Raw genomic sequence first — 20273 nt, 5'->3', positions numbered from 1 at the left:
AAAGTGATGCCACTGCTTCATCAGGACCGTGCCAGCATGCCGCCATCTGCCCCCCCTACCCTTTCCGTCAGCGACCTCAACCGCCGCGCCCGCCTGCTGCTGGAGGGCGACTTCGGCGACTGCTGGGTGGAGGGCGAGCTGTCCGGGGTCTCGCGGCCCGCCTCGGGCCACGTCTACTTCACCCTCAAGGATGAGCGCGCCCAGCTGCGCTGCGCGCTGTTCCGCAACCGCTCTAGGTTCATCGCCGCGCCGCTCAACAACGGCGACCGGGTCAAGCTGCGCGGCAAGGTGTCGCTGTTCGAACCGCGCGGCGACTTTCAGATGATCGTCGATGCCGTGCAGGCGGCCGGCGCCGGCGACCTGCTCGCCGCCCTGGAGCGCCTCAAGCATCAGCTCGCCGCCGAGGGCGTGTTCGCCAACGCCCGCGCCCTGCCCTTCCCGCCGCGCCGGCTGCTGGTGATGACCTCGCCCAGCGGCGCGGCGATCCGCGACGTGCTGGCGGTCCTGCGGGCACGCTGGCCGCTGGTGGAGGTCGATATCGTGCCGGTGCCGGTGCAGGGCCGCGAGGCGGCGCCGGCGATGATCCGCGCCCTGGCGCTGCTCAACCGCCAGAGCCAGCCCGGCGGGAGCTTCGATCCGGCGTGCGATGCGCTGCTGATCACCCGCGGCGGCGGCAGCCTCGAGGACCTGTGGGCGTTCAACGACGAACACCTGGCGCGGGCGATCTTCCACTCGCGGCTGCCGGTGATGTCGGCGGTGGGCCACGAGGTCGACAGCGGCCTCAGCGACTTCGCCGCCGACGCCCGCGCCCCGACCCCTTCCGCCGCCGCCGAGATGCTGGTACCCGACCAGGCCGACCTGCGCCGGCGGCTGAGCCTCGCCGGCCAACGGCTGGCACAGGCCCAGCAGGTGCGCCTGCAGCGCGAGGCTCAGCGCCTCGACCATCTGCGTGCGCGGCTGCGCCACCCCGGCGAGCGCCTCGCCCAGCAGCGCCAGCACCTGGCCCAGTTGGACGCACGCCTGCAGCGCGCCATGCGCGCGCGCCTCGACCACGGCCGCCAGCGCCAGCAGCACCTGCAGGCGCGGCTCAACGGCATCGACCCGGCCGGCCTGCTGCGCCAGGCCGAGCTGCGCAAGCGCCAGGCCAGCGAGCGGCTGTTCGCCGCCATGCCCCGCCAGCTGGAGCGCCAGCGCAGCCGCCTCGAGGCCCTGGCCCGCGAGCTGCAGGCGGTCAGCCCGCTGGCGGTGCTGGGCCGCGGCTATGCCATCGTGGAGGACGAACAGGGGCAGGTGGTGCGGCGCGCTGCCGACGCCCAGCCCGGCCAGGCGCTCACCACCCGGCTCGGCGAGGGTCGCCTTGCGGTCGAGGTCACGCGGCGCCTGGAGGAGTAGCTAGCCGTTGCTGACCAGCTCGGCGGCGCCCGGCTTGAAGCTGCTGGGCTCTAGCTCGTGGCGATTGAGCAGCTTGTAGAAATCTGTGCGGTTGCGCCCGGCGATGCGCGCCGCCTGGGTGACGTTGCCTTCGGTGATCTTGAGCACCTTGATCAGGTAGCTGCGCTCGAAGCTGGCGCGCGCCTCGTTGAACGACGGCAGCGCGTTCTCCTCGGCGGCCAGCGCCTGGGAGACCAGCGCCTCGGGAATCATCGGCGAGCTGGTCAGCGCCACGCACTGCTCCACCACGTTGACCAACTGACGCACGTTGCCGGGCCAGGCACACGAGGCCAGCAGGTTGAGCGCCTCCGGCGAGAAGCCCTTGACGAACGGCTTGTGGCGCTCGGCGGCCTGGGCCACTAGGTGCTTGGCCAGCAGCGGCACGTCCTCGGCGCGCTCCTTGAGCGCCGGCAGCTTGAGGTTGACCACGTTGAGGCGATAGTAGAGATCCTCGCGGAAGTCGCCCTCGCGCATGGCGCGGTCTAGGTCGCGGTGGGTCGCCGAGATGATGCGCACGTCGATGGGCACCGAGGTGGTCGACCCCAGCGGGCGAATCTGACGCTCCTGGATGGCGCGCAGCAGCTTGACCTGCAGGGTCAGCGGCATGTCGCCGATCTCGTCGAGGAACAGGGTGCCGCCGTCGGCGGCCTGGAACAGGCCCTGGTGCTGGTTCACCGCGCCGGTGAAGGCGCCCTTGGCGTGGCCGAACAGCTCGCTCTCGAGCAGCTGCTCGGGCAGTGCGCCGCAGTTGATGGCGACGAACGGCTTGTCGGCCCGGGTGCTGGCGTGGTGAATGGCGTTGGCCATCAGCTCCTTGCCCGACCCCGAGGGGCCGGTGACCAGCACGCTGACGTCGGCACCGGCCACCATCCGCGCCTGCTCGAGGATGCGTTCCATCTGCGGGCTGCGGGTGATGATCGCCGCGCGCCAGGCGTTGTCGCCGTCGACCGCCGGCCCCGGGGTCTGCGACAGCGCCTCGTCGATGGCGGCAAACAGCTCCTCGCGGTCCACCGGCTTGGTCAGGAAGCTGAACACCCCCTGGCGGGTGGCGCTCACCGCATCGGGGATCGAGCCGTGGGCGGTAAGGATGATCACCGGCAGGCCGGGAGCCTGGCGCTGGATCTCATGAAACAGCGCCAGACCGTCCATTTCGTCCATGCGCAGGTCTGATAGCACCAGGTCGGGCCGCGATTCACCCAGCCGGTCGAGGGCCTGGCGGCCGCTTTCAGCGGTGGTGACACGAAAGCCGCGGCTCTCCAGGCGCAGGCCCAGCAGCTTCAGCAGGCTCGCATCGTCATCCACCAGCAGGATATGGGCGCCTTGCGGTCGGGCTGCTTGTTTCACGATTCACTCCCTCGTCTCGTCGGTATTGCAGGTCTCAGGGCGCGTATTGGCGCAGGTTGATGCTCTGCTCGATATCGGTCAGCGCCTCGAGCTTCTCGGTTAGCGATTCGTTGGCCTCAGCCAGGCTGCGCCGCTCGTTTTCGCTGCGCTGCAGCCGGTTGGACAAGGCACGCCGCCCTTCCACTTCGTTGAGCCAGTAGCGCAGCAGCGGCTGCAGGTCGCTGGGCGCGGCATGCAGGTCCTCCTCCAGCAGCGCGGCGGCCTGGTCCCACTGCCGCTCGCTGCCCCAGGCCAGCACCACCGCACGCTGCAGGTGCTGCTCTGGGGTGCTGCCCTCAAGTTGCTCGAGTTGCTCATCCCGCCACTCGCGGTCGGCGCGCTGCGAGGCCAGGCCGTAGGCGACCCAGGCCTCTACCAGGCAGGCGCTTTCGACCAGGGTCGGAATCGGCTCATCGCACTGGGTGGGCAGCTCCGGCTCAGGCTCCACCTCGCTCTGCTGCATGGCAGGAAACGCTTCACATCCCACCAGCAGCATCGCCGTGGCGAGTGACAGCAGTGTTCGATAGTTCATGGTTCAGTCGTTCCTTGCGTGTACGCTCACTGCCTCTGAGGGCAGTCTCAAGGTCGCGTTGTTGGTCTCTTGCCCGCTGGCGTCGGCATCTGCCCAGGGCAGCACCAGGCGGAAACACACCGGCAGCTGGCTATCGTCGACCAGCATCAGTTCACCGTACTGGGCGCGGGCGCAATCGGCGGCCACCGACAGGCCAATGCCGGACCCCTTAAGCGGGCCCTTGCGGCGCGCCCGGCCCTGGTAGAAGGCCTCGAACAGCCGCGGGCGGTCCTCCTCGGCGATCGGCTCACCGCTGTTGGCCACCTCGACGAACAGCCGTTCGCCGCGGGTCCAGGCGCGGATCGCCACTATCCCGCCGTCTTCGCCGTAGGCAATGGCATTGGACAACAAATTATCGAGAATACGCCCGGTGGCAATGCGATCCGCCTGCCAATCGAGGGGCTTGTCGAACCACTCGACGCGCATCTCCTTGTGCTCGAGGGCCAGCTGATGCTTGGCGAGCAGCTCCTTGACCACGGTGGCCAGGTCGAAACGCACGATCTTGGCGCCCTTGTCGTGCTGCAGCAGGTTGTAGTCGAGCAGCTGCTCGATCAGGGTCTGCAGCTCCTTGCCGCTGCTGTCTATCAGTTCGAGGATCTCCAACTGGCGTGGGGTGATCTCGCCGGCCACGCCGTCGCTGAGCAGCGCAGTGCCCTCGCGCACGCTGGCCAGCGGGGTCTTGAGTTCGTGGGACATATGGCGCAGGAACTGCTGTTTCTGGGCCTCCAGCTCGCTGAGCCGCGATGACAGCCAGTCGAGCCGGTCGCCGAGGCTGACCAGCTCGGCCGGACCCTGGATGGTCTTGGCCGGCGCCGCCGTGCCGCTGTCGCCAAGCCCCAGGATGCGCCGCTCGAGCTGACGGATGGGGCGGATGATCAGCCAGGTGAAGAGCAGCATCAGCAGCAGGCTTGCCGAGACCAGCGCCGCGGTCTGCAGCCACAGCTGGGTCTGCACGCTGCTGGCCTGCTCGCGAATGGTGTCGATGCGCGCGTCGATATGGCGGTTGGTGGCGCGGCGAACCGCCTCGGTGTTGGCGGCGAAGGGCACGAAGGCGAACAGCTCGTCGCGGAACTCTTCGATGGGCAGCTCGGGCATGCTGCGCAGCAGGCTGAGCTGATCGACCAGCGCCAGCATGTTGGGGTCGTCGGGCAGCAGCCGGCGGTGCTGGGCGAGCAGGTCGCCGAACTCATCGACGCGCTCGAGGTAGATCTCCATCAAGCCTTCCTGCTCGATCACCGCGTACTGCCGCGCACTGCGCTCCATCTCCAGCGCCAGGCTGGAGAGCTCGCGGGCACGCCGCGTCTCTTCCACCGCCTGGCGGGCGCTGACGTCGGCCAGGCGGGTGAGCTCGGAGAGTGCCTGCCCGGCCTGAAACATCAGCACGCCTAGCGGCAGCATCACCACGATGAAGGCTAGCAGCACCAGCTGCAGCAGCGAGCGGGGGCGCCAGCGGCGCGAGACCTGAGTGGTCATGACCAATGTTCTATGTAAAAGGAAAAGAGGCGGCGTCATGGCTGTTCCACACAGGATAACAGATTTGTCGTTATTGCCGGCGGGCAAAAAAAGAGGGCCGGCAGAGCCGGCCCAAGGTACGCAGGGAACTGAAGGGGTAGAGATTGAGATGTATTAGCCGCCTGGCCGGTTAATGCATCGTCGCACTCTGGGGACCCGAAGGTCCGGAAGCCTTGCGTCGACATCCTCATGCCAGGATCCGCCGCCGCATTTGAGTGGCACGCCACTCGGCTTCATTCCTTATCATGCCGCTCATCGCGTCATGATCCTGAATTCGATCCCCCGTGGGGGATGAGGCATCCATGCCTGGGCGTCCTTGCCCTTACGGTGCCACTCCTTGCCTAGTAGGCGGCACCCCGTCTCATCGCAACCTAAGTCACACATCGCGTGGAGCAGACGCTGACCGTTCCAGTCGAGCAAGTGGCACAGGGTGGTGATCCTTGCCCTGCTGGTCCGGTCCGGGAAGCGGATCGAGCCGTATTGATCCGTTTCCCTTGCTCGCCCTATACATTGCGACGAGCGTGCCAAAAACCGTGATGTTCTTTTAAAATCAAATAGTTAAAATTACACAAAATGTGCCAACCCGAAGCGAAGCGCGAAAAACCGCCAGATCGCGGCAATTTACCGCAATTTATGTCGCCATTCGGCAACATCAATATGCGAATAATTAGATATTATTTTTGAATCAATGACTTACATGGTTGCCATCTAGCGACACGGCGGCCCGACCAACCTGCCGCTTTTCGGCGACAGGTCGGCCCGGGCGGCTAACCCAGCGGCTTTAGCAGGATCTTGGACTTGCGCGCGTGGTTGTAGGCATCGCGCTTGAGATGGGGCAGCTCGCTGAGCTCGGCCAGGCGGAAGCCGTGCTCGAAGAACCAGTGGGTGGTGTGGGTGGTCAGCGCGAACAGCGACGTCAGGCCCTGGCGCCGGGCGCGGCGCTCGGTCTCGGCCAGCAGCAGTCCGCCGCGGGCCCCGCGCCGGTAGTCGTCGTGCACCGCCACGCAGGCCAGCTCGCCCATGCCCGCGTCGCGGAAGGCGTGCAACGCCGCGCAGCCGATGATCATGCCGTCGCGCTCGATCACCAGGTAGTCGTCGATCTCGTGTTCGAGGCGCTCGCGTGAGCGGGCGACCAGCATGCCGCGCCGCTCGAGGGGCTCGAGCAGCTCGAGCAGGCCGGCGATGTCGCCCAGCTGGGCGGCGCGCAGCTGCTCGTAGCGGTGCTGGGTGATCATGGTGCCGACGCCGTCGCGGGTGAACAGCTCGCCGAGCAGCGCGTCGTGGTCGTGCCACGACAGCAGGTGGGTGCGCGCCACGCCGAAGCGCGCCGCGCCGCAGGCAGCCGCCAGGTGGCGGTCGAGCTCGCTACCCGGTGCCGAACGGTGGCGCAGCGGCTCCGCTTCGCCGGGGGTCAGCTGGCGCTGCAGGGCGCCGCTCTCGTCGTGCAGGCCATCGGCCTCGCCGAGCAGGATCAGCTTGTCGGCCTTGAGCGCCACCGCGGCCTGCTGGGCAACCTCCGAAGCGTCGAGGTCGAAGACCTCGCCGGTGCTCGAGAAGCCCAGCGGCGGCAGCAGCACCAGCGAGCCCTGCTCGAGCAGCGCCTGGACCGCCGCGGCGCGGACCCGGCGCACCTCACCGCTGTGGTCGTAGTCGACGCCCTCGCGCACGCCCAGCGGCTTGGCCATCACCAGGTTGCCGGACACCGCGGTCAGCTCGACGCCGTGCAGCGGGGTGTTGGGCAGCCCCAGCGAGAGGCGCGCCTCGAGCCACAGCCGCTGCTCGGCGGCGACCCGCTCGACGCAGGCCATGATGGCGCCATCGGCGATCCAGCGGCCGTCGTGGCGGGTAGGCGTGATGCCCGCCGCCTCCAGCGCAGCATTCACCTGGGGGCGAATCCCGAACACCACCACCAGCCGCACCCCCAGGGTGTGCAGCAGCGCCAGATCCTGGATCAACTGCTCGCCGCGGCCCTGGGCCATCGCCTCGCCTTCGATCAGGATCACGAAGGTTCGCCCGCGGTGCGCATTGATATACGGCGAGGAGTTACGGAACCAGTCGACGAAGGGAAAGCGAGTGTTCAAGGGCCGCGCTCCGGCAGCAGGAGAATGGAAAGGGGCGAGGCTCGATGATAGCAGAGCAACCAAAAGCGCGGCACTACCGCCGGGGAGGCGGCGGCCCGCAGCGGGTGCGGGCCGTCGGTGGGGACCTGGCCGGGGCGCTAGCGCCTAGCCGAAGATCCCCTTGAACATGAAGAAGAACATGATCGCCAGGCCGGCCCCGGCCGGCAGGGTGATCAGCCACGACATCACGATGGTGCCGATCACCCGCAGGTTGAGGGCCGCCATGCCACGCGCCAGGCCAACGCCCAGGATCGCCCCGACCAGGGTGTGGGTGGTGGAGATCGGCAGCCCGGTGCCCGAGGCCAGTACCACGGTGGTGGCTGCGGCCAGGGTCGCGGCAAAGCCGCGGCTGGGGGTCAGCTCGGTGATCCCGGTACCCACGGTGGCGATCACCTTGTGACCGTAGGTGACCAGGCCGAAGACGATGCCGCCGCCGCCCAGGATCAATACCCACCAGGGCACCAGGGCGGCGCTGTCGATGACGCCGTCGCTCTGTACCACGCTGATCACCGCGGCCAGCGGCCCGACCGCGTTGGCGACATCATTGGAGCCGTGGGCGAAGGCCATGGCACAGGCGGTGAAGATCATCAGCACGCCGAACACCCGCTCCACCCCGGCATAGCCGAAGTGGTCGTCGGCGGGCGGACGGGTGGGATTGGCGCTGCGCTCGAGCACAATCCCCAGCAGCATGATGACCAGGCCGAACAGGATCGCCAGCAGCAGGCTCTGGCCGAAGCTGAGGTCGAGGCCGACGTGGGTCAGGCCCTTGGTCAGGGTGACCATGGCGACCACGAAACCGACCAGGAATACGAACATCGGCACATAGCGCTTGGCCGCGGCGAACGGGTCCTTGGCCTCGAAGATCAGGTACTGCACGGTCTTGAACAGCATGAAGGCGATGCTGCCGGCCAGCAGCGGCGACACCACCCAGCTCGAGGCGATGGTGCCGACCCGGCCCCAGGCCACCGCCTCCACCCCCAGCCCCACCGCGCCGAAGCCGACGATGGCACCGACGATGGAGTGGGTGGTGGAGACCGGCCAGCCCCGCGCCGAGGCGACCATCAGCCAGATCGCCGCGGCCAGCAGCGCCGAGAGCATGCCGTAGACCAGCAGCTCGGGATTGCCGTCGAGCAGGTCGGGATCGATCATCCCGCCGCGAATGGTCGAGGTGACCTCGCCGCCGGCCAGCCAGGCGCCGAGGAACTCGAAGATCACGGCGATGATGATCGCCTGCTTGATGGTGATCGCCTTGGAGCCCACCGAGGTGCCCATGGCATTGGCGACATCGTTGGCACCCACGCCCCAGGCCATGAAGAAGCCGAAGGCACACGCCAGCAGGATGAAGATTTCGCCGTGTTGCGCAATGATCGACATAGGGTCGGGTCCTATGTAGGTGTCGGGTCAGGACGAGGCGACGTGCAAGGCCTCAGCGGGCGGTGAGGATCTGCAGGCGGCTGCCGACGCGCTCGGCGCGGTCGGAGAGTTCGCCTATCCAGTCGATGATCTTGTAGAGGAAAATCACGTCTACCGGCGGCAGCTCGCTCTCCAGCTCGAACAGCAGGCGGCGAATCGCCACCTGCTGGTCATCGGTCTGGTGCTCGAGCTCGTGCAGATCGCGGATCAGGTTCTGCATCACCTCGGTGACGTTGCGCCCGAACCCCGACTCGAGCAGCTCCTTGAGCTCCTCCAGCGCCTTGCGTGCCTGGGCCACCGAGGCCACCGAGGTCACCAGGTAGTCGCGCATCGGCTGGGCCAGCGGCTGCGGCATGGTCATGCAGCGCCCCAGCATGATGCCGGTGATGTCGCGGGCCTTGTTGGCGATCTTGTCCTGGACACTGATCAGGTCGAGCAGGTCGGAGCGCGATACCGGCAGGAACATGGTGTTGGGCAGGTTGAGGCGCAGCTCGGTCTTGAGTTCGTCGGCCTGGTGCTCGAGGTCGGTGATCGCCTCACGGTGGCGAGCGGCGGCGTCCCAGTCGCCGGCGAGCGCGGCGTCGTAGAACGGCAGCAGCTGGTCGGCACACTCATTGACCTTGACGATATGCGCCAGCAGCGGCTGGAATGGCGAACGACCGAACATCGCCGAGAACGGATTGGTGGTTACCATAGAGCGGTTTGCGCAGTTGGGAATGGCGGCGACAGTATAGAGACTGCCACCCTTAGCGTCATGAAAATTTCATCTTACTGTCATCTCATCCGCGCCAAGGGGCGCCTTAGCTCATGAGCCAGGAAATCGAACTCAAGCTCGCCGTGGAGCACGGCGACCTCGCCGCCCTGCCCGACCATCCGCTGCTGGCCAGCGGGGCCGAAGGCCCGCGCCGCTTGAGCAACACCTACTTCGACACCCCCGACGGCGCCCTCGAGAAGGCCCGGGTGGCGCTGCGCATTCGCCAGGTTGGCGGGCGCTACCTGCAGACGCTCAAGACCAGCGGTGCCGGCAGCGGCGGGCTCTCCCAGCGCGGCGAGTGGGAGTGGCAAATCGACGGCCCGGCGCTGGATCTGCCCGGGCTCGCCGCCCTGGCGCCCATGCGCGATGTGGATCACGCCACCCTCGATACCCTGGCACCGCGCTTTCGCACCGACTTCCAGCGCCTCACCTGGCAGCTCGAGCACCACGGCAGCCGCATCGAGCTGGCCGTGGACCAGGGCGAGATCGTCGCCGACGGACGGCAGGTCGAGATCCGCGAGCTGGAGCTCGAGCTCAAGGCCGGCGAGATCGCCACGCTGTGGCAGCTGGCGGCCTTGCTTGCCGAGCGGGTCGCGCTACGCCCCTCCCAGGCCAGCAAGGCCGCCCGGGGGGCATCGCTGGGCGCCAGTGAGTGGACGCTGCCTGAAGACGACACCACGCCGCGGGCCTGCTTCGACCGCGCCATGGCCGCCCTCGACGCCTTCCGCGATAGCCGCCGGCCAGCGTTTCTCGAGGCCGCCCACGCGGCGCTGGCCGGGGTTGCCGCCAGCGCCGATGATCGCGACACTCAGGGCCTGGCCCGGCGCACCGCCGAGGGCCTCGATGCAAGCGGCCGCCTCGATCTCGCCGGCGGCCAGGCGGCGCTGGCCCTGGCGCAGCGGCTCGCCGACTGACGGATCGGGAGGATCCCATGCACCCCACCCTCAAGCCCGCCGGCGAAGGCCTGCGCACCCGGCTGTTTCAGGTCATCTTCGAGTCGGACACGCCACTGGCCAAGGGCTTCGATATCGCGCTGATCGTTGCCATCCTGACCAGCGTGCTGATCGTCATGCTCGACAGCGTCGAGCACCTGAACGCCGCCTACGGAGGGCTGTTCTACTGGATGGAGTGGGGCTTTACCCTGGCCTTTACCGTGGAACTGCTGCTGCGCATCTACTGCCTGGAGCGCCCCCACCACTACCTCAAGAGCTTCTACGGCGTGGTCGACCTGCTGGCGATCCTGCCCACCTGGCTGCTGCTGGTGGTACCGGGCACCCAGTCGCTGGTGATGATCCGCCTGCTGCGCGCGCTGCGCATCTTCCGCGTGCTGCGGCTGATGCAGTTCGTCGGAGAGGGGCGGCTGTTGGTCGAGTCGCTCAAGAACAGCTGGCACCAGATCATGCTGTTCCTGTTCGCGGTGCTGATGATGGTGACGCTGTTTTCCTCGCTGATGTACGTCATCGAGTCGCGTGAGGCGGGCTTTACCAGCATCCCGATGTCGATCTACTGGGGCATCGTCACCCTGACCACGGTGGGCTACGGCGATATCGTCCCGGTGACGCCGCTCGGCCAGGCGATCTCGACCATGGTCATGCTGCTCGGCTACTCAATCATCGCGGTACCCACCGGGGTCTTCTCCGCCGAGGTGATTCGCTCGATCCGCGCCGACCGCTACTCCGACGAGGCCTGCCCGGGCTGCGGCCACGACCGCCACGAGAAACGCGCCCGCTACTGCCTGCGCTGCGGCACCTGGCTCGACGAAGAGACCCCCGATCCCAACGCCGAGCAGGAACACAACGACGACGCCCCCTCCACCGATCCGGCGTGAGGGGGCGCCAGGCGCGTCATTGGCCCTGCCGGCTAGCCCGGCAGGTCAATGCGTTCACTGTGTCTCGAAGGGCGCATCCCACTCTTCGAGCTCTGCCTCTTCCCAGGTGCCGTAGGTCGCATTGGGGAATACGATCCAGTCGACACCGAAACGCTCGGCGTGTGCTTCGACCCGCTCATGCTGCTCGTCGAGGGGCACGTCGCTGACGAAGTCCTCGGAGAAGTCATGCAGGGTATCGCCCAGCTGCATCACCAGGGTGTAGTTCTCGTCGACGACGTCGCGACGCTCCTGCTTGGGGGGACCCAGCAGCAGCAGCGTGTCATCGGAGACCTGCGGCAGGCCCAGTGCTTCGAGGGTGGCCAGGGAGTCTTGCTTGTTCTCCTCGTAGCGATCCGAGACGTAGTAGATCGCCACCCCCTGCTCATCGGCAAACTCCAGGAAGTCCATGGCACCAGGAATCAACCGCGGCGTGCCCTCTCGCTCCCAGTGCAGCCAGGTATCCCAGACGGTGTAGTCGTGACATAGGTTCATGTCACGCACCAGCAGCTCGGTGTTGTCGATGACCGTCTCATCGAGATCGGTGATGATCGCCAGGTTGGCATCATCACCGTGCTCGGCAATCTGCTGCTCGAGACGCAGGGTCGCCAGTGTGAAGCCCTGGCGCTGCAGCGCGGCGATTTCGGCAGACTGTTGCTGATAGCGCAGGCCCATCTTGTAGGCTTGCTGAGCGCATAGCGTCGGCTCACTGGCAGTTGACGGCTCCTCGGCGTTCGCCGTCGAAGCCAGTGACAGGCTCGCCAGCCCAATCATCAAGACACTGGGCATGGTGCGGAATCCAATATGCATCGCCATGAAAACTCTCCTTGAGTGATCGAAGTCACCCGCCGTTATGATTACATCACGTTATGGATGGCGGGCTTTTTCATTGTGATTTATTTTCTTTGAACATTCAATATAGATTAAAAACACACCAGAGCCCCCTCGGCTACCCACTCGCAGCCCAGTCGATGACGGGAGGCACGGACCCAATAGCAGCGCCGCCCTTCACAGGGCGGCGCGGGGCATCGTTCGAGCGAGGGTCGGACTAGACTTGGAAGGGTGCCGGGTCGCCGCGCCCTTCGCGCACGATCACCGGCGGCAGGTCGCGCAGGTCGACTACCGTGGTCGGCTCCAGGTGGCAGGCGCCGCCATCGATGATCAGGTCGAGGTGGGCGCCGAAGCGCTCGCGAATCTCCTCGGGATCGGTCATCGGCAGCTCCTCGCCGACCGGGATCAGCGTCACGCTCATCAGCGGTTCACCCAGCGCCTTGAGCAGCGCGAGGGTGATGCGGTGGTCCGGCACGCGTACGCCGATCGAGCGACGCTTGGGGTGCAGCAGTAGCCGCGGCACCTCCGAGGTGGCATTGAGGATGAAGGTATAGGGTCCCGGGGTATGCGTCTTGAGCAGGCGGAACACGGCGTTGTCGACCTTGGCATAGGTGCCAATCTCGGACAGGTCCGAGCACACCAGGGTGAAGTTGTGCTTGTCGTCCAGCGAGCGCAGCCACTTGATCTTCTCGATCGCCTTCTTGTCACCCAGGTGGCAACCCAGGGCATAGCCGGAGTCGGTAGGATAGGCGACCACCCCGCCCTGGCGAATGATCGTAAGAGCCTGGTCGATCAGGCGCTTCTGGGGGTTGTCGGGATGCAGCTGGAAGAACTGGGTCATGGCATGACTCCTTGTCGCGTTTGTTTCAGCGTAATCGGCCGGCGGGAGAAAGGCGATCTAGGCGGCGGCGAAGGCGGCCAGCGCCGGATGCATCCACACAGGCCTCACCGCGCTGCGCGGCGCAGGGCTCATGCTGCCCGGCGCCAGCGCGCCACCGGGAAAGTGAAAATCGCTGCCCAGCGAGGCGTATAGCCCGCGCTCGTCGAGCTGGCGGGCCAGATCGCGGGTGGCGTCGGCATTCTGGTAGCCGCTGATCAGCTCGGCGGCCTCGCCGCCGGCAGCGGTGAAGTCGTCGAGCAGCAGGCCTCGCTTGCGCCGGGTAGTGCCGTAGCGCAGCGGATGGGCCAGCACGGCCACGCCGCCGGCATCGCGGATCCACTCCACCGCGGTGGGGATGAACGGCCAGTGGGCCTTTACATCGCCGGGCTTGCCGCTGCCCAGATGCTTCTTGAAGGCGGTCTTGATGTCCGGCGTAAGGCCGGCGGCCACCAGCGCCCGGGCAAAGTCGGGGCGTCCCAGCGGTCGCGGGCTGCCGGCCTGCTCGCGGGCGCGGGCCAGGGCATCGGCGAGCCCCAGCTTCTCGAGGCGCCGGGCGATCTCTTCGGCGCGCGCCTCGCGGGCCTCGGCCTGGGCAACGAGCCCGGCCTCGAGACTGCCGCGTACGCCCTGGGGCAGCAGCGCCACCACGTGGATGTTCATGCCGCGCCACTGGGTCGAGAGCTCGGCGGCGGGCAGCACGCGCAGGCCCAGCGCCAGAGCGGCTTGCTGCGCCTCGGCGACGCCGGCGACGGTGTCGTGGTCGGTCAGCGCCAGGCGCGTCAGGCCGCGGGCGTGGCACAGCGCCATCAGCTCGGCGGGCGGCAGCGCGCCGTCCGACGCGGTGGAGTGCATATGCAGATCGATGCCGCCGACGCCTTCCAGGGCAGCCGGCAGTGGCGCGAGTGAGGTCATTGGCATGACGCCGACTGGCGTCTTTGTCAGAATAGGAGCCCCATGGTGCGCGCCGCGCGCCAGAGGGTCAATCACTACTCAAGGAAGCCCTGAGATGCTCTATGCGATCATCAGTGAAGACGTGAAGAACAGCCTGGAACGGCGTATGGCGGCTCGTCCCGACCATCTCGCCCGTATCGAGAAGCTGCGCGACGAGGGCCGCCTGATCCTCGCCGGGCCACATCCGGCGGTGGACAGCGACAATCCTGGCGATGCCGGCTTCAGCGGCAGCCTGGTGGTGGCCGAGTTCGACGACCTGAGCGCCGCCCAGTCCTGGGCCGACGCCGACCCCTACGTGATCGCCGGGGTCTACGCCAAGGTCACGGTCAAGCCGTTCAAGAAAGTCCTGCCTTAACGACGACACGCCAAGGAAACGCTGAACAAATCGCCGAGCGAGATGAAGCACAAGGCGCCCGGAGCACAGGAACCGGAGCCTATGGGGTATAGGTGAGGATTCCGAGCACCGCGCAACGCAGTGATTCGCTCGTGTAGGCATTTGTGCAGTGTTTCCTTAAGTTTTCCACAGCCGGACTATACACACTGTCTGTGGAAAACCCTGTTAGTAGCCCGCGGACGCCTTTTGGCAGGCGCCATGAGATGCCGCCCGGCGCAGGTTGCTCAATTTTTGACCACTCTCCACCGCTCGGAGTCCGCCGGTGACCGACCGCCCCCGCGACAGCCTCGCCGCCCTCGAAAGCGCCCGCCTCGACTGGCAGCGCGACGACGGCGACCTGGATACGCCCCATTCGCTGACCTTCGGCGACGTCTACTTCTCGCGCCAGGACGGCCGCGCCGAGACCGAGCACGTGTTCATCGACGGCAACGACCTGCCACGCCGTTTCCGCGAGTGGCGCGACCCACGGCCTTTCGTGATCGGCGAAACCGGCTGCGGCACCGGGCTCAACCTGCTCTGCGCCTGGGCCTGTTTTGACCGCCACGCGCCCCCCGAGGCGCGCCTGCATCTGGTCTCTACCGAGAAGTACCCGCTGACCCGCGCCGACCTGAGCCGCGCGCTGGCCGTCTGGCCCGAGCTCGCCGAGGCCGCCGCCCGCCTGGTGGCCCAGTGGCCCGAGCCGGTAGCCGGCGTGCACCGCCTGTGGCTCGCCCCGCGGGTGACGCTGGACCTGCACTTCGGCGACAGCGCCGAGTGCCTGGCGGCCCTCGACGGCCGCGTCGATGCCTGGTTCCTCGACGGCTTCGCGCCGTCGAAGAATCCGCAGATGTGGCAGCCGGCGCTGTTCGAGGCCATGGCCAGTCACAGCCGCCCCGGCGCCACCTTCGCCACCTTCACCTGCGCCGGGGTAGTCAAGCGCGGCTTGAAGGCCGCCGGCTTCGCCTGGCGCAAGGTGCCGGGATTCGGCCGCAAGCGCGAGATGCTGGCCGGCGAGATCGCCACGCCCGCCGACGACGACGCGCGCCGCGCAACGCCCTGGTTTACCCCGCCGGCGCCGCGTCCGGCGAGCCATGTGGCGGTGATCGGCGCCGGGTTGGCCGGTGCCAGCGTGGCCCACGCCCTGGCCAGGCGCGGCGTGAGGGTCACCCTGCTCGACCGCGAGGCACCCGGTGCCGGCGCCTCGGGCAACGCCCAGGGGGCGCTGTATATCAAGCTGGCGGTGGCGCCCAACGCGCATAGCCGGGTCTACCTGGCCGGGCTGCTGCACAGTCGCCGCTGGCTCGAGGCGCTCGACCCCGAGGGCGCCCTGTGGCAGGCCAGCGGCGTGCTGCAGCTGGCCAACGACGCCCGCGAGGCCGAGCGCCAGGGGCGCTTTCTGGCCCAGTACGGGCTGCCAGAAACGGTGGTGGCTGGCGTGGGCGGCGCCGCGCTGGCCGAGCGCGGCGGGCTGCCGGCCGCGCTGTTCGCTGCCGAGCGGGCGCTGGATTACCCCGCCGCCGGCTGGGTACGGCCCCAGGCGCTGTGCCAGCGCCTCGCCGCTACCCCAGGGGTGAGCTTCCAGCATGGCGAGGTCGAGGCAGTAACACCGCAGGCCGACGGCTGGCGCCTGGCGCTGACCGACGGCGCCTCGCTCGACGCCGACCAGGTGGTGATCGCCACCGCCCAGCTGGCCAACCGCTTCGCCCAGACCGCGAGCCTGCCGCTGCAGCCGATCCGCGGCCAGGTCAGCCAGGTGGCACTGCCGCCGCAGGCCCCTGCGCCGAGCCGCGTGATCTGCGCCGGCGGCTATGTGCCGCCGCCCTGCGACGGCCGACTGACCTTCGGCGCCACCTTCGCGCCCCATGACCAGGGCGACGAACTGCGCGAGACAGACCACGCCGCCAACCTGGCCGAGCTCGAGCGCACCCTGCCCGGCTACCTCGAGGCGCTAGGCACCGCCGGCGTCGACCTCGACCCGGCGCGCATGGACGGGCGCGCCGCGGTGCGCGCAGCAAGCCCCGACAAGCTTCCCTACGCCGGGCCAGTGCCCGACGCCGAGGCTTGGCAGCACGACTACGCCGCCCTGGCAAAGGATGCCAAGCGCGTTCCCGCCACGCCGGGCGCGCATCATGGCGGGCTATGGATCAGCGCCGCCCACGGCTCGCGGGGGCTGGCCAGCGCGCCGCTGTGCGCCGAGCTGATCGCCTCGAGAATCTGCGACGAGCCGCTGCCGCTACCCGCGGCACTGGCCGACCAGCTCCACCCGGGGCGGCGGCTGATCCGCGAGTTGATCCGTCTCACTCACCGCTGAGAGTCCGCAGCGCCTGGGGGTCGCGGCAGCGGTAGCTGAACGCCGGGCGCCCCACCTGGCCGTAGTGGAAGGACTCCTCGAGCACCTCCCTTTCGGCCAGGTGCTTGAGGTATTTACGCAGCGAGACCCGCGACATGCCGGTCATCGGCGCCAGCTCCTCGGTGGCGAAGGCGGCGTCGCCGAGGCTCAGGATCGCCTGGGCGACCTGCGCCAGGGTCGGCGCGGTCAGCCCCTTGGGCAAGCCATCCGGGCGGCGCGGTGCCGGCGGCGTGGGCTGGAACAGGCGGTCGAGATCGCGCTGCTCGACCTGCGCCGGGAGCTGCTGCAGCGAACGGCGATTGGCGATGCAGGCCCCCACCGCAGCGCGGAAGCGCTCGAATTCGAAGGGTTTGATCAGAAAGTCGCGCACGCCGAGCTGGCGCGCGCTGCGTACGGTTTCGAGCTCGGAGGCGGCGGTGATCAGGATCACGTCCACATCGCGGCCCTGGCGCTGCAGCTGGCGGACGATCTCCAGCCCGCTGCGCTCGCGCAGATAGACATCCAGCAGCAGCAGGTCCACCGGCTGCTGCTCGAGCACCTCCAGGGCGGTGGGCACGTCGAGACACTGCGCCGCCAGGGTGACGTCGTCCAGCCGGTTGAGATACTCGAGGTTGAGGCGCATGACCATCGGGTCGTCCTCGACGATCAGCACCCGGATAGGCTCACTCATGCCGGTGTCTCCTGCAGCGGTAGGCTGGCTTCGGCCAGGGTGCCCTGGCCGGGGTGGCTATACAGCGACAGCGTGCCGCCGTGGGCCTCGAGGCGCGCCTTGACCAGCGCCAAGCCGAGTCCGCGCGCCTCGCCCTTGGTCGAGACACCGCGGCGGAATACCCTGGGCAGCAGCGTCGGCGCGATGCCCGGCCCGCTATCCTGCACTTCGATCGTCAGCAGCTCCTCGTCCGCCGCCAGCAGCAGCGAAACCTCACGCTGCTCGGCGTCGACCAGCGCCTCGAAGGCGTTCTCCAGCAGATTGCCGATCACCGTGACCAGGGTGTGGCTCAGCGCCGTGTCGCGAAACACCGGGATCTCGCCGTCCGCCTCGATGCGCAGGCGGATGCCACGCTCCTGGGCCTCGCTGCGCTTGCCAAGCAGGAAGCCGGCCAGCACCGGGTCGCGCAGGCGCTCATCCGGTAGCGGCGCCACCAGCGGGCCACCGGCGAGTTCACGCAGGTAGCGGCGCAGCGCCGCGAGATCGCCCAGCTGGGCCAGCCCGGTGATCACGTGCAGGGTGTTCTTGACCTCATGGGTCGAGGCGCGCAGCGCTTCGGCGTAGCGGCGCACGCCGGTCAGCTGCTCGGCCAGGCGGTCCACCTCACCCTTGTCGCGCAGGGTCGCCACGGCGCCGATCAGGCGCTGGCGATGATAGATCGGCAGCCGATTGACGATCAACGCCTGGCCATGCAGGGCCACCTCGCGATCCAGCACCGGCTGGCCAGCGGACAGCACCTCCTGCAGTGCCCCGGGAGGCAGATAGTCGGCCAGGGCGGTGCCCGGTTGTGGCGCGGCCAGCCCGGCACGCTGGAGCAGCTGCAGCGCCGCCGCATTGGCCAGGGTGATGCGCCCCTGCGGGTCCACCGCGAGGATTCCCTCATGCACCGATGACAGCAGCGCCTGACGCTCCTCCACCAGCCGCGCGATTTGATGCGGCTCTAGCCCCAGCAGCGTGCGCTTGAGGTAGCGCACCAGGCCGCCCGCCGCGAAGCCGGCCGCCACCACCAGTGCCAGCACCGACAGCAGGATCCGCCGCCGGTGCTCCTCAATGGTCGGCAAGAGCGTCGCCAGGGTAACGCCCACGGCCACGGCGCCGACCACCTCCTGATCGGCGCCGCGCACCGGCGCGAAGCCGCGAATGCTGGTCCCCAGCGTGCCCTCGGCGTGGGAGGCGTAGCGCTCGCCGGTCAGCGCCGGGCCTTCGTCGCCGCCCTGGAAGGGGGCGTCGATCCTGGCCGGCTCGGGATGGGTCAGGCGCCGCGACTGGCGGTCCATGACCACGATGAAGTCGACCCCCAGCGCACGCCGCAGGCCGTCGATCTCCTCCTGGAGTGCCCCGTCGAGACGCCCTGGCCGCTGCAGCGCGTCGCGCACCATGGCCTTGGCAGCCACTACCTCGGCCAGGTCCATGACCCGGGTGGCATGGGCCTGCTCAAGCGCGCTGCGCTGCTGGGCCATGAACAGCCACAGCGCCAGCCCCAGGGTCACCGCGACCATCGCCACCGCGAGTAGCGATATCCACAGGTAGAGGGGTAGCCGGCGCGGCGGCGTGGATGGACTCGACACGGGGGTAAACCTCTCCTGTTGCAGCATCCGCCAATCGCGGGTGGCGTTCGACCTTGGTGGAATTTTCAGTCGCGGGGGGCTGTGCCGTCGATCCCCCGCCCACTTTCAATAGTGTCAAAACACTTTGTTAACTTTGCGAAACTTGGCTGCCGGGGCAGCCGGCTTATGCTCGCTCACCACCCACCCGTTACCCCGAGCAGGAGGAGACGCATGAGCCACGCCAACGACGCGACGACCGAGTTCGTCAATCCCCGGCATAGCCTGCCGCGCATCGCCGGTATGCCATTGACGGCCTTTGGCCTGTTGACCGCCGTGCTGGTGACCGCGATCTACACCGACAACCTGCCCGCCGGGATGATTGGCGGCCTGTTGGTGATGATGGTGTTCGGCGAGCTGCTCGGCTTTATCGGCGACCGCCTGCCCGTCGTGCGCAGCTACCTCGGCGGCGGCGCCATCCTGGCGATCTTCGGCGCCGCCGCGCTAATGTATTTTCCGGTACTGCCGGCCGCCGTCGGCGAGAACATTACCGCCTTCATGCAGGGCGGCGACTTCCTCAACTTCTATATTGCCGCACTGATCACCGGCAGCATCCTGGGCATGGATTCCAGCTCGCTGGTCAAGATCGGCACGCGCTATTTCGTGCCGATCATCGGCGCCGTGCTGGGCGCTGCACTGCTGGCAGGCCTGATCGGCAGCCTGGTCGGGTTCACCATCGCCGATGCGGTGCTGGTGATTACCCTGCCGATCCTCGGCGGCGGCATGGGCGCCGGCGCGGTGCCGATGAGCCAGATCTACGAGCAGATGCTCGGCCAGCCGGCCAGCTACTACATCTCGCTGCTGGTCCCGGCGCTGGCGCTGGGCAACGTCTTCGCCATCGTCTTCGCCAGCCTGCTGGCCAAGCTCGGCGAGCGCTATCCGTCGCTGTCCGGCGATGGCCAGATCATGCCGGGGGTCAAGATAGAGGAGCGCCAGCAGACCCTCGACCTGGCCAGCATGGGCATCGGCGTGATGATCGCCCTGGGCTTCTATATCGGCGGCCAGGTCCTCGCCGACCTGATCCCACTGCACCCCTACGCGTTGATGATCATCGTCGTGGCGCTGTTCAAGATCCTCGGCCTGGTGCCCCAGTCACTGGCCGATGCCGCCACCCAGTGGTACGGCTTCGTGGCGCGCAACTGGACCTTCGCGCTGCTGTTCGGCATCGGCGTGGCCTATACCGATCTGGGCACCGTGATCGAGGCGCTGACCCCCGCCTATGTGATGATCGTCTTCGCCGTGGTCGCCGGCGCGGCCCTCGGCGCCGGCCTGCTGGGCAAGCTGGTTGGTTTCTATCCCATCGAGTCGGCGATTACCGCCGGGCTGTGCATGGCCAACATGGGCGGTACCGGTGACGTGGCGGTGCTCTCCGCGGCGCGGCGCATGCGCCTGATGCCCTTCGCCCAGATCTCGTCGCGGCTGGGTGGCGCGCTGATCCTGCTGATGTCGGGCCTGGGTTTGCCGCTGCTGTTCAACTAGGCGCTGCGAGAGCACCCCGCCTGCTTCAGGCCCTGCCGTAACGGCAGG

The 20273-nt window shown here is 68.1% G+C and carries 17 protein-coding genes; 6 read left to right on the top strand and 11 right to left on the bottom strand.

The features are described from left to right. Window positions 1-36 precede the first annotated feature (36 nt). Entirely contained in the window at window positions 37-1392 is a 1356-nt protein-coding gene (xseA, locus tag QC821_RS14255; protein WP_309722752.1) for an exodeoxyribonuclease VII large subunit, read from the top strand. On the opposite strand, the gene glrR is transcribed toward xseA, so the two are convergent. The 6 genes from glrR to QC821_RS14225 form a co-directional block, all read right to left on the bottom strand. After that, on the bottom strand, window positions 1393-2775 hold the full coding sequence (gene glrR, locus QC821_RS14250) for a two-component system response regulator GlrR (RefSeq protein ID WP_479691077.1): 1383 nt from the start codon (window positions 2773-2775) through the stop codon (window positions 1393-1395). A gap of 34 nt (window positions 2776-2809) precedes the next feature. Then, window positions 2810-3346, bottom strand: a complete 537-nt coding sequence (locus QC821_RS14245) for a hypothetical protein (protein ID WP_309722749.1) — start codon at window positions 3344-3346, stop codon at window positions 2810-2812. A 3-nt stretch (window positions 3347-3349) separates the two neighbouring features. Then, window positions 3350-4858: a sensor histidine kinase gene (locus QC821_RS14240; protein ID WP_309722746.1), complete on the bottom strand. Its 1509-nt coding sequence runs from the start codon at window positions 4856-4858 to the stop codon at window positions 3350-3352. A gap of 806 nt (window positions 4859-5664) precedes the next feature. Next, entirely contained in the window at window positions 5665-6978 is a 1314-nt protein-coding gene (gene argA / locus QC821_RS14235; protein WP_309722743.1) for an amino-acid N-acetyltransferase, read from the bottom strand. A 144-nt stretch (window positions 6979-7122) separates the two neighbouring features. Then, window positions 7123-8391, bottom strand: a complete 1269-nt coding sequence (locus QC821_RS14230; protein ID WP_309722740.1) for an inorganic phosphate transporter — start codon at window positions 8389-8391, stop codon at window positions 7123-7125. Window positions 8392-8443: 52 nt separating this feature from the next. Beyond that, a complete protein-coding gene (locus tag QC821_RS14225) occupies window positions 8444-9124 on the bottom strand; it encodes a TIGR00153 family protein (protein WP_309722738.1) in 681 nt (226 codons plus the stop codon). A gap of 113 nt (window positions 9125-9237) precedes the next feature. Between QC821_RS14225 and QC821_RS14220 the strand changes: the two genes are divergently transcribed. Both QC821_RS14220 and QC821_RS14215 read left to right on the top strand, forming a co-directional pair. Then, window positions 9238-10098, top strand: a complete 861-nt coding sequence (locus tag QC821_RS14220) for a CYTH domain-containing protein (RefSeq protein ID WP_309722736.1) — start codon at window positions 9238-9240, stop codon at window positions 10096-10098. Window positions 10099-10115: 17 nt separating this feature from the next. Next, window positions 10116-11012: an ion transporter gene (locus tag QC821_RS14215; RefSeq protein WP_309722733.1), complete on the top strand. Its 897-nt coding sequence runs from the start codon at window positions 10116-10118 to the stop codon at window positions 11010-11012. A gap of 54 nt (window positions 11013-11066) precedes the next feature. Here QC821_RS14215 and QC821_RS14210 read toward each other — a convergent pair whose 3' ends face one another. The 3 genes from QC821_RS14210 to QC821_RS14200 all read right to left on the bottom strand — a co-directional run bounded on the left by QC821_RS14210 (window position 11067) and on the right by QC821_RS14200 (window position 13671). Further along, window positions 11067-11864, bottom strand: coding sequence for a 5'-nucleotidase, lipoprotein e(P4) family (locus QC821_RS14210; protein WP_309722730.1), 798 nt, complete (start codon window positions 11862-11864; stop codon window positions 11067-11069). 232 nt (window positions 11865-12096) lie between these two features. Continuing rightward, window positions 12097-12720 carry an L-threonylcarbamoyladenylate synthase gene (locus tag QC821_RS14205; RefSeq protein WP_076746387.1) on the bottom strand — a complete coding sequence of 208 codons (624 nt, stop codon included), beginning with the start codon at window positions 12718-12720 and terminating at the stop codon, window positions 12097-12099. A gap of 57 nt (window positions 12721-12777) precedes the next feature. Next, window positions 12778-13671 (bottom strand): PHP domain-containing protein, encoded by an 894-nt coding sequence (locus QC821_RS14200; RefSeq protein WP_309722726.1) that lies wholly within the window; start codon window positions 13669-13671, stop codon window positions 12778-12780. A 94-nt stretch (window positions 13672-13765) separates the two neighbouring features. Between QC821_RS14200 and QC821_RS14195 the strand changes: the two genes are divergently transcribed. Both QC821_RS14195 and mnmC read left to right on the top strand, forming a co-directional pair. Further along, window positions 13766-14065, top strand: coding sequence for a YciI family protein (locus tag QC821_RS14195; protein WP_309722724.1), 300 nt, complete (start codon window positions 13766-13768; stop codon window positions 14063-14065). Window positions 14066-14366: 301 nt separating this feature from the next. Further along, the gene (mnmC, locus tag QC821_RS14190) at window positions 14367-16394 is read left to right on the top strand and encodes a bifunctional tRNA (5-methylaminomethyl-2-thiouridine)(34)-methyltransferase MnmC2/FAD-dependent 5-carboxymethylaminomethyl-2-thiouridine(34) oxidoreductase MnmC1 (RefSeq protein ID WP_309722722.1); all 2028 of its coding nucleotides are present in this window, start codon (window positions 14367-14369) and stop codon (window positions 16392-16394) included. On the opposite strand, the gene QC821_RS14185 is transcribed toward mnmC, so the two are convergent. Both QC821_RS14185 and QC821_RS14180 read right to left on the bottom strand, forming a co-directional pair. After that, window positions 16381-17103 (bottom strand): response regulator, encoded by a 723-nt coding sequence (locus QC821_RS14185; protein WP_309722719.1) that lies wholly within the window; start codon window positions 17101-17103, stop codon window positions 16381-16383. The genes mnmC and QC821_RS14185 overlap by 14 nt on opposite strands. Then, complete coding sequence (locus QC821_RS14180) at window positions 17100-18710, bottom strand: ATP-binding protein (RefSeq protein WP_309722717.1); 1611 nt, start codon at window positions 18708-18710, stop codon at window positions 17100-17102. The genes QC821_RS14185 and QC821_RS14180 overlap by 4 nt, the downstream gene beginning before the upstream one ends. Window positions 18711-18920: 210 nt before the next feature. Here QC821_RS14180 and QC821_RS14175 point away from each other — a divergent pair, with 210 nt between their 5' ends. Next, entirely contained in the window at window positions 18921-20225 is a 1305-nt protein-coding gene (locus QC821_RS14175; RefSeq protein ID WP_309722714.1) for a 2-hydroxycarboxylate transporter family protein, read from the top strand. Window positions 20226-20273 lie beyond the last annotated feature (48 nt).

The organism is Franzmannia qiaohouensis, assembly GCF_031451695.1.
GTDB classification, from domain to species: domain Bacteria; phylum Pseudomonadota; class Gammaproteobacteria; order Pseudomonadales; family Halomonadaceae; genus Franzmannia; species Franzmannia qiaohouensis.
Note: the sequence above shows the minus strand (reverse complement) of the source record. Positions and strands in the feature narration are given on the sequence as shown.